We start from the raw sequence: 9,273 nt of genomic DNA, 5'->3' as shown, positions 1-9,273 counted from the left end.
GCCCGTACGGGCGGGGCCATCCCTGGTTCTACCGGGGCGGTGTCCCGTGGGGCACCGCGCTCGGCGCCGGGGCGTAGCCGGTGGCCCGGGTGGTGAACGTTCCCCGGCCCTGGGTCCGGCTGCGCAGCCGGGTCGCATAGCCGAACAACTCCGCCAGCGGCACGGTCGCGGTGATCACAGCCGTGCCTGCCCTCGTGGTCGAGCCCGAGACCCGGCCGCGCCGTGCCGCCAGGTCACCGAGCACCCCGCCCACGGTGTCATCGGGCACGGTGACCGTGACCTCCACGACCGGTTCCAGCAGCACCATCACGCTGTTGCGCAGCGCCTCCCGAAGCGCGAGCCGGCCGGCAGTCCGGAAAGCCATCTCCGAAGAGTCCTTGGAGTGAGTGGCTCCATCGGTCAGCGTGACCCGCAGTCCGGTCACCGGGTGTCCGCCGAGAGGGCCCTCGGCCAGGGAGTCCCGGCAGCCGGCCTCCACCGACCGGACGTACTCCTGCGGCACGCGGCCACCGACGACGGTCGACCGGAACGCGAAGTCCACTGCGCCGCCACTGTCGTTGTCACCGGCGGCTTCCAGCGGCTCCACGTCGAGGACGACGTGAGCGAACTGGCCGGCACCTCCGTCCTGCTTGACGTGCCGGAACACCAGCCCGGACACGCCGCGGACGACGGTCTCCCGGTAGGCCACCTGCGGCCGGCCGACGCCGACCTCCAGCCCGTGAGCACGATGGATCTTCTCCACCGCGACCTCCAGATGCAGTTCTCCCATTCCCGACAGCACCGTCTGACCGGTCTCGGGATCGGTCCGGACCGCCAGCGAAGGATCCTCCTCGACCAAACGCGCCAGCGCCGAAACCAAGCGTTCGGTGTCGATGCTTCTGCGGGCCTCGACCGCTACGGAGACGACCGGATCGGCAACGGAGGGCGGTTCGAGAACCAATGGTGCCGCGGGTGTGCACAGGGTCGCCCCGGCGCGGGCGGCCCTCAGGCCGATCACCGCGACGATGTCCCCGGCCACCGCCTGGTCGACGTCCGAGTGCTGACCGGCCTGTACCCGCAGGATCCGGCCGATCCGCTCGTTGCGTCGCGCGCCCACGTCCAGCACCGCGTCCCCCTTCCGGATCGTTCCCGAATACACGCGCAGATAGGTCAGCCGCCCCGTGGCGGTCGAGTTCACCTTGAACACCAGCGCGGCGAACGGTGCCGTCGGGTCGGCGGACCGCTCCTGCACCGCGCCGTCCAAAGTGCCGCGTACCGCCGGCACATCCAGCGGCGATGGCAGGTAAGCCACGACGGCCTCCAGCAGCGGCTCGATCCCTCGATTGCGGTAGGCCGAACCGCACAACACCACAACGCCCTCACCGGTACGGGTCAGGTCGCGCAGCGCGGCGGCCAGCGTCTGTGCGGAGACCGTCGACCCCGCGCAGAACTCCTCCAACGCGACCGGATGGAGTTCCGCCACCGTCTCCTCGAGCAGTCGTCGGCGCCGGTGCGCCTCTTCTCGCAGGGTGTCCGGCACCTGGCCCTCCTCGAACGTGCCGCGGCCGTCGGCCCAGACCAGCGACCGCATACGCAGCAGATCCACCACCCCGGTGAACCCGTCCTCCTTCCCGATCGGCAGCTGTACCACCAGCGGGACCGTGTGCAGCCGCGCCCGTATCGACGCGACCGCCACGTCGAGGTCGGCTCCGGCACGGTCCAGCTTGTTGACGAAGGCGATTCGCGGCACCCCGTGCCGATCGGCCTGCCGCCATACAGACTCGCTCTGCGGTTCGACCCCGGCGACGGCGTCGAACACCGCGATCGCGCCGTCGAGCACCCGCAGAGAGCGCTCCACCTCGTCGGAGAAGTCGACGTGGCCCGGCGTGTCGATCAGATTGATCCGGTGGCCGTCCCAGGCGCAACTCACCGCAGCGGCAAAGATGGTGATCCCACGGTCGCGCTCCTGGGAATCGAAGTCGGTGACGGTCGTCCCGTCATGGACCTCGCCTCGCTTGTGGGTGGCGCCGGTGAGGTAGAGGATCCGTTCGGTGACGGTGGTCTTGCCGGCATCGACGTGGGCGAGGATGCCCAGATTACGAACGCCGGTCAGCGGACTGGTGAGATGACGGTGCAGGTCGGTACGCACGGCCCATGGCCTTTCGGGGTGATCCGGATCGGGTCGGCGCAATTCCCGGACGAACCGGCCTGTGGTCAGGCCCCACAGAAACCCCTGGTGCGGCACACATCCGCCGGAGCGGCTCAACGCCGGTAAAACAGAGGTCAGTTGCTCGTCACGGACATCCGGTGCCGGCCGCGCAGCAGGCACCGGGCGTACGAAGACACCAGGATCACCTCGTACCGTGACCGGCGGGCGACAACAGCGGCGCGGTAACGCACGGCCGGTCTCCCCTCACTCGTCACGGGGCGCGCTGCGATGCTGTTGCAGCGTGCGATTGGTGGCGAGTGTAGTGAACCCGGTCCCGGCAGGTCACCGGGTTTTCTGCCTGGAGCCGTAGCCGGCGAAGCGCGCTGTGCGTTAGCCGGTCAACCGGCGGGGCGTCCCCGTATCGGCTGCCCTCAACCCCATGTGACGTGCACGGATGGGGCGTTGAAGGCCACTGCGAATGATGAAAGGATCCCGAGGAACCGCTGGGGCAATGGAAGGACGCACATCGATGGACGAAGAACACAGCCTCCCGGCCGCGAAGGTGTTCGATGCGCTGGGCGCCGAGTACGAGCGGGCGTTCGCGGAATCGGCCAACCACCACGCCTCGCTGCACCGGCTGTTGGAGCACATCGCACCGCACAGCCGGGTCCTGGACGTGGGCTGCGGAACAGGCCGGCCGACCGCGCAGACACTGGCCGACGCCGGTCATGACGTGCTGGGTGTCGATGTCTCGCCCGTCATGGTGGACCTGGCGGCCCGACAAGTGCCTGGTGCGTCCTTCGAGTGCGCCGATATTCGTGAACTTCCCCTGGAAGAGGGGAGTTTCGATGCGGTCTGCGTGTACTTCTCGTTGCTGCAGATGTCCCGCGAAGACCAGTCCCGACTCCTGCGGAAGTTGGGGCGACTGTTGGTCGCCGGAGGCCATCTGGTCGTCGCGACGGTGCCGCTGGACGTCGAGGACGTCAGCGTCGTCTTCATGGGACAGAAGGTGCAGGCGACCAGCTTCGGCGCCGACGAATTCACCGAGCTGGTCGCCGGGGCCGGATTCACGATTCTGTGGCAGCAGAGCAGCCTGTTCACCCCGGCCTACGAAGCAGCGGTGGCCGAGCCCCAGTTGTTCCTGCACTGCCGACGGACCTGACGTACCCGGACCTGCCCGGAGGACAGGCCCATTGCTCTCTCAGCGCTCGCGCAGCAGCACCCCGAGCCGTCGCGGGCGGCGTACCCCGGGGCACCGCTGCACAAGAGCACCCGGGCGCTTGCAGGCGTTCAGCGGACCCTTCCAGTTACGAAGCGCATGCCTGCCGCATCTGCGCCACTGCGCGGGCGAGACGGGCACAGGCTGCCCGCCCCTGGTGACCACCGCGTTGACCGGCGTCATCGGATCCGTCGCCATGGTCTTGGCCAGCAGCACGCCGATCACCAGCGGGGCCAAGGCCACGGCCAGGGCCGTACCGGCGGTGGCGACGTGCTGCATGCGGGGGCGGGGCGGTGCGTCAGGAGCCATGGGTGTATTCGATCAGCGACGGCCCGGTGAGGAATCGGACGACGTACTCAGTCCGGTCGTCCTTTCGTACTCACACCGGTGTACGACGCCCGCCCCGCCGGTGTGATCGTCCGCCATGCCCCTACGCGGTGGTGCCGGGACCGGAGCCCGTTCCCGATGCGGCCTTGATGCCCTTGGTGATGTCGTCCATGACGGAGAGCTCCGGCGCCTTGGTGTTGATGTCGAAGCCGGAACGGACGACGATCAGCGTGTCCTTGGAGCGGGGCGACGGGAACGCCAGCGACTGGACGTACCCGTCGTCGCCGCTCTTCGTCACCACTTTCCAGCGCACCAGATAGCCCTGCTCACCGGCCACGGTGACCGGCTGCGACTTGAGCTCCTGATGCGAGGTGATGCCTCCGTAGATCTTCTCGCCGTAGGACTCCGTGGCGTTGGCGGAGATGTCCTTCGTCGCCGTGGCCTGCGCCGTTGTGGTGTCGAGCTTCAGGGCCTTCGCCGGCATGGAGAACACCCCGCCGCGCACGCACTCCTGGGACGTGTCGCCGGGACAGGCGTACTCGCCCGTCGTCACTCCCGCGCCCGCGATCCCCGACCTGCCCGTCCAGCCGTCGGGCACCGGGAGGCTGATGCCGCTGGCCAGGTCGGTGGCGTAGCCGTCCTCGGTCCGCGGTACCTGCCCGCCGCCCTCGCGACCGCCGCCTCCGGGCGCGCCCGGCCCGCGGCCGGGTGCATCGGAAGGTGCGATGGACGGGGCTGTGGCCGCGTTCTCGTTCTTGTCGTCGGAATTGTCCGACAGCAGAAAGAGGCCGCCCCCGATGGCGGCGAGGACGACCGCACCTGCGGTGATGCCGATACGCATCCGGCGGCGCCGGATCGTCGCGGGCGGCACGCGGAGATGGTCGGTCCACTGGTTGCCGTCCCACCAGCGTTCGTGCACGGGGCCAATTCCTGTATACCCGGGGTCTGGATGCCAGCCGGGCGGGCTTGTCTGGGTCACGCACCCCACCGTAGAACGGTTGCGTGAGAATCGGATGAATCCACTGGATCAGATGAACCGGGTGAGTCGGGCGAAGATGGCCGGCGCGTGAATCAGGTGAGGAAGCGCTCCGCCCACAGCCGCAGCATCCCGTCACGCTGCTGGTGTACGGCCCGAGCGGGCAACGGCGGGCTCGCCCGAGACCATGGCCGTTTTCGACGTCGACCTCGGCCACACCGACCCGCAGCAGATCATCCCGTTCGGCGGGCACATCGAGGTGGACGGGGCGGGCCGCCGCATCGTCGTCACATACTGAGACCGGACGCGTCGCGGCCGGCGAAATACGCCGTGGGGGTCGTGCCCAGTGCGCGGCGGGGGTGATCGTGCTCGACGTGGGAGTCTGGGGGAGTCGGGCCGCAAGCCAGACAGCCCTGTTCGCCCTCGACCCCGCCGTCCACAGCCGGCTCAACACGCTCTGCTTCACGCTCCGCTTCCTCGGCGTCGCTCCGGGGCCGATGGCCGGAACGCTTGCCTGGACGGGCAGCGGCTGGACCGCGGTGCCCCTCACCGGGGTGATCACCGCCGTGGCCGGGCTGATCGTCGCCGTACTCCCGGAGAGTTGGCGGTTTCCGGGGGGTCGGCGGTTCCCGGACCGCCGACAGCGACAGTGGTGAGTCCTGCGCTGCAGAGTCTTTGGTCCGACCATACGTGATGTGTGACATAGTTGAAGATCGGGCAGCAGGCGCGACGGCAGCCGGACGATTCCGGCCGAGGGCAGGGGGTGACGGATGCCCGTCGAGTGGCAACCCGTACGGCAGTCCCGTACGCATGAACTCGTGCTCCAGAGCATCGAACAGCGGGTGTTCGCCGGAGAGCTCAGGGCCGGCGACCGGCTGCCGCCCGAGCGTGAGCTCGCGCCGGTTCTCGGCGTGAGCCGGTCCGCGCTGCGTGAGGCGCTGAGGGTGCTGGAGACCATCGGTGTGCTGGTCGCCCAGCCGGGGCGGGGGCCGGATGCCGGGGCGCGGATCGTACGCAACCCGGACGATGCCCTCGGGCGGCTGCTGCGTCTGCACTTCGCCCTCGGCAGTTACAGCCTCCATGACGTCCTGGAAGCGCGCGTCGTACTGGAGAGGTCGAGCTTCGAGGCGGCCGCGCAGCATGCCACGAAGGAGGACCTCGACGAGGCGGAGGCCCTGGTCGTACGGATGGGGGAGCCGGATGTCGAGGTGCCCGAGTTCAACGACCTGGACACCCGGTTCCATGTACACATCGCCCGCAGCTCCGGCAATGAACTGACCTCCACGCTCACCTCCGCCGTACGCGAGTCGGTGCGCCCGCTGATCCTGCGAGCCCTGGAGGAGGCCGAGGGCTGGCCGGCCACGGCCGCCGCGCTCAACGCGGAACACGCCGAACTCCTGCGGCTGGTGCGCGCGGGCAAGGGCGCGAAGGCCGCCGACCTGGTCGAGCGGCACATCCGCAGCCTCCACGGCACGCTGGTCGACGAGAACTCCGACCGGCCGTAAGGGCGTTGATCGACGACCGGCGTTTCGGCCTTCGAAAAGAATTGTCAGGGGCATGGCCTGGCTGCAATGCCACTCCGGCGTGTCGCGTCCTTCGCATTCCGGACCGAGGCTAGTATGGTCGGACCATAAAAATTGGAGAATCGATCGGAGAGATCCCATGCGCATCGGACTCTTCGCCACCTGTCTGGGAGACACGCTCTTCCCCGAGGCGGTGAAATCGACTGCGGTCCTGCTCGCCCGCCTGGGCCATGACGTGGTGTTCCCGCCGGGGCAGACCTGCTGCGGTCAGATGCACGTCAACACCGGATACCAGCGCGAACCCGTACCCCTGGTGCGGAATTTCGCCGAGCAGTTCGGTGACGCGTCGATCGACGCCGTCGTCATGCCGTCCGGATCGTGCGCGGGATCGGTTCGGCATCAGCACGAGATCGTCGCCGAGCGGTACGGGGACGCGGCGCTGCGCGCGGGCGTCGCCACCGTCAAGGCCAAGACGTACGAGCTGTCGGAGTTCCTCGTCGACGTCCTGGACGTCACCCGGGTCGGGGCGTACTTCCCGCACCGGGTCACTTACCACCCCACCTGCCACTCCCTGCGCATGCTCCGAGTCGGCGAAAAGCCGCTGAAGCTGCTCCGCGCCGTCGACTCCATCGACCTCGTCGAGCTCCCCGAAGCCGACTCCTGCTGCGGATTCGGCGGCACCTTCGCCGTCAAGAACGCCGAGACGTCGACGGCCATGCTCCAGGACAAGATGCGCAACATCGCCACCACCGGAGCCGACGTCTGCACCGCGGGCGACTCGTCCTGCCTGATGCACATCGGCGGCGGACTCTCCCGGATCGCCTCGGGCACCCGCACCCTGCACCTCGCGCAGATCCTCTCCTCCACCCGCACCTCGCCGTACGTCCCGACGGAGGCCGTCCGATGAGCAGCACCTTCCTCGGCATGCCCGCGACCCCGCCCCGTTCTCCGTACGGAACGGGAAATCTGCGCGGCGACCGGAAGTTCCCCGAGGCCGCCCACGACGAACTGCGCAACGAACAACTGCGCCGCAATCTCGGCAGGGCTACCCGCACGATCCGCGCCAAACGCCTGAACGCCACCGGTGAACTGCCCGACTGGGAAGAGCTTCGCGACGCCGGCTCGGCCATCAAGAACGACACCATGAACCGGCTCCCCGAACTCCTGGAACAACTGGAGCGCAAGGTCACCGAGCGTGGCGGCACCGTCCACTGGGCGCGCGACGGAGTCGAGGCCAACGAGATCGTCGCCCGGCTCGTCAAGGCGACGGGCAGCAGCGACGTCATCAAGGTCAAGTCGATGGCCACTCAGGAGATCGGTCTCAATGAGCACCTTGAATCGGTCGGCATCACCCCGTACGAGACGGACCTCGCCGAACTGATCGTCCAGCTCGCGCACGACAAGCCTTCGCACATCCTGGTGCCCGCGATCCACCGCAACCGCGACGAGATCCGGCAGATCTTCCTCAAGGAGATCCCGGGCGTCGCCCCGGGCCTCGACAACGTACCCGCGCATCTCGCCGCCGCGGCCCGCGCCTATCTGCGCGAGAAGTTCATGACGACCAAGGTGGCGGTCTCCGGTGCCAACTTCGGTATTGCCGAGACAGGTACCCTCTGTGTCGTCGAGTCCGAGGGCAACGGCCGCATGTGCCTGACCCTGCCCGACACCCTGATCACCGTCATGGGCATCGAGAAGGTGTTGCCCCGCTATCAGGACCTCGAAGTCTTCCTGCAGTTGCTGCCGCGCTCCTCCACCGGTGAGCGGATGAACCCGTACACCTCGATGTGGACCGGTGTGACACCCGGCGACGGACCGCAGGACTTCCATCTGGTCCTCCTCGACAACGGACGCACCGCCGCGCTCTCCGACCGGATCGGGCGCGAGGCACTCAACTGCATCCGTTGCTCGGCCTGCCTCAACGTCTGCCCGGTGTACGAACGGGCCGGCGGCCATGCGTACGGATCGACGTACCCCGGACCGATCGGCGCGGTCCTCACCCCGCAGCTCGCCGGGATGCACGCGGCAAAGGACGACCCCAACAACTCGTTGCCGTACGCCTCCAGCCTCTGCGGCGCCTGCTTCGACGCCTGCCCCGTCAAGATCGACATTCCGTCGCTGCTGGTCGAGCTGCGCCACCAGCACACCGAACAGTCCGGTACGACGGCGGAGAAGCTGGCGATGAAGGCCGCAGCCGGAGTGATGAAGAGGCCGAAGCTGTACACCGCCGCGCAGAAGGGCGCGGCGCTTGGCCGCGTCATCGCCGGGCGAAACGGGAAGATCTCGCATCTGCCGCCGCCGTTCAACGGCTGGAGCGACAGCCGCGACACCGATGCCCCGCCCAAGCAGTCCTTCCGCTCCTGGTTCGCATCGGCCGAAGGTGCCGCGACGATGCGGGCCGCCGCCGACGAGTACGAGAAGAACCAGAAGAAGGAGGAGGAGAAGTGACGACCGCTCGCGAAACGGTGCTGGGCAGGATCAGGGATGCCCTGGCCCTCGCTCCGACCCCGGACAGTACCGTCCCCCGCGCCTACCGCACCGGCCGCACCCTCCCCGACGACGAGCGGCTGGCCCTCTTCACCGATCGGCTCGTCGACTACAAGGCGCACGTGCACACCTGCACCGCCGACGGCACGGCGCAGGCCGTCGCCGAGGTGCTGCGGGAGCACGGTGCACAGCGGATCGGTGTGCCGGCCGGACTCGATGTGTCGTGGCTCGATGCGTACGACGGCGAGGTCCAGGAGGACTCCGCCGACATTCCGGCGCCCCGGCTCGACGCATTGGACGGGGTCGTCACCGCCTCGGCCGTCAGCTGCGCGGAGACGGGCACGATCTTTCTCGACGGCTCGCCCGACCAGGGGCGGCGGGCGCTGTCCCTCGTGCCCGACCTGCATGTGTGTGTCGTCGATCTGTCGACGGTCGAGGCCGGGGTGCCGGAGGCGGTGGCCCGGCTGGTGCCGGAGCGGCCGACGACGCTGATCAGCGGTCCTTCGGCCACGTCCGACATCGAACTGGAGCGGGTGGAGGGCGTGCACGGTCCGCGCACGCTGGCGGTGGTGATCCGGACGGACGCGTAGGGGGCGGGGTGCGCGGCTTCCCGACC

Annotated in this window: 9 protein-coding genes and 1 pseudogene; 7 read left to right on the top strand and 3 right to left on the bottom strand. The window is 68.9% G+C overall.

Annotated elements, in window-relative coordinates; all coding sequences use genetic code 11:
- Positions 1–28 precede the first annotated feature (28 nt).
- On the bottom strand, positions 29–2,128 hold the full coding sequence (gene fusA, locus ABTZ94_RS21545; protein ID WP_351202667.1) for an elongation factor G: 2,100 nt from the start codon (positions 2,126–2,128) through the stop codon (positions 29–31).
- Between the two features lie 529 nt (positions 2,129–2,657).
- On the opposite strand from fusA, the gene ABTZ94_RS21540 reads away from it, so the two are divergent.
- Positions 2,658–3,290: a class I SAM-dependent methyltransferase gene (locus ABTZ94_RS21540; RefSeq protein WP_351202665.1), complete on the top strand. Its 633-nt coding sequence runs from the start codon at positions 2,658–2,660 to the stop codon at positions 3,288–3,290.
- Positions 3,291–3,329: 39 nt separating this feature from the next.
- Here the strand turns inward: ABTZ94_RS21540 and ABTZ94_RS21535 are convergent, their stop codons facing one another.
- Entirely contained in the window at positions 3,330–3,656 is a 327-nt protein-coding gene (locus tag ABTZ94_RS21535; RefSeq protein ID WP_351202664.1) for a hypothetical protein, read from the bottom strand.
- Between the two features lie 121 nt (positions 3,657–3,777).
- Positions 3,778–4,653, bottom strand: a complete 876-nt coding sequence (locus ABTZ94_RS21530) for a DUF2510 domain-containing protein (RefSeq protein ID WP_351202663.1) — start codon at positions 4,651–4,653, stop codon at positions 3,778–3,780.
- A 172-nt stretch (positions 4,654–4,825) separates the two neighbouring features.
- Between ABTZ94_RS21530 and ABTZ94_RS21525 the strand changes: the two are divergent.
- The 6 genes and pseudogenes from ABTZ94_RS21525 to ABTZ94_RS21500 all read left to right on the top strand — a co-directional run.
- Positions 4,826–4,948, top strand: a pseudogene (locus ABTZ94_RS21525) (LD-carboxypeptidase); the annotation flags it as partial.
- A 76-nt stretch (positions 4,949–5,024) separates the two neighbouring features.
- A complete protein-coding gene (locus tag ABTZ94_RS21520; RefSeq protein WP_351202662.1) occupies positions 5,025–5,306 on the top strand; it encodes a hypothetical protein in 282 nt (93 codons plus the stop codon).
- 114 nt (positions 5,307–5,420) lie between these two features.
- Complete coding sequence (locus ABTZ94_RS21515; RefSeq protein ID WP_351202661.1) at positions 5,421–6,155, top strand: FadR/GntR family transcriptional regulator; 735 nt, start codon at positions 5,421–5,423, stop codon at positions 6,153–6,155.
- Between the two features lie 157 nt (positions 6,156–6,312).
- On the top strand, positions 6,313–7,080 hold the full coding sequence (locus ABTZ94_RS21510) for a (Fe-S)-binding protein (protein ID WP_351202660.1): 768 nt from the start codon (positions 6,313–6,315) through the stop codon (positions 7,078–7,080).
- Entirely contained in the window at positions 7,077–8,618 is a 1,542-nt protein-coding gene (locus tag ABTZ94_RS21505) for a lactate utilization protein B (RefSeq protein ID WP_351202659.1), read from the top strand. The genes ABTZ94_RS21510 and ABTZ94_RS21505 overlap by 4 nt, the downstream gene beginning before the upstream one ends.
- Complete coding sequence (locus ABTZ94_RS21500; RefSeq protein WP_351202658.1) at positions 8,615–9,247, top strand: LutC/YkgG family protein; 633 nt, start codon at positions 8,615–8,617, stop codon at positions 9,245–9,247. The genes ABTZ94_RS21505 and ABTZ94_RS21500 overlap by 4 nt, the downstream gene beginning before the upstream one ends.
- The last annotated feature ends 26 nt before the right edge of the window (positions 9,248–9,273 follow it).

The sequence above is a fragment of the Streptomyces sp. NPDC002785 genome (assembly GCF_040295565.1).
GTDB lineage: Bacteria > Actinomycetota > Actinomycetes > Streptomycetales > Streptomycetaceae > Streptomyces.
The sequence above is the reverse complement of the archived record's forward strand: the minus strand, read 5'-3'. Positions and strand labels throughout refer to the sequence as shown.

Bases quoted from the DNA above. Each gene is read 5' to 3' on its own strand.
- ABTZ94_RS21540 (WP_351202665.1), top strand. From the start codon at position 2,658: ATGGACGAAGAACACAGCCTCCCGGCCGCGAAGGTGTTCGATGCGCTG.
- ABTZ94_RS21535 (WP_351202664.1), bottom strand. From the start codon at position 3,656: ATGGCTCCTGACGCACCGCCCCGCCCCCGCATGCAGCACGTCGCCACC.
- ABTZ94_RS21515 (WP_351202661.1), top strand. From the start codon at position 5,421: ATGCCCGTCGAGTGGCAACCCGTACGGCAGTCCCGTACGCATGAACTC.
- ABTZ94_RS21510 (WP_351202660.1), top strand. From the start codon at position 6,313: ATGCGCATCGGACTCTTCGCCACCTGTCTGGGAGACACGCTCTTCCCC.
- ABTZ94_RS21505 (WP_351202659.1), top strand. From the start codon at position 7,077: ATGAGCAGCACCTTCCTCGGCATGCCCGCGACCCCGCCCCGTTCTCCG.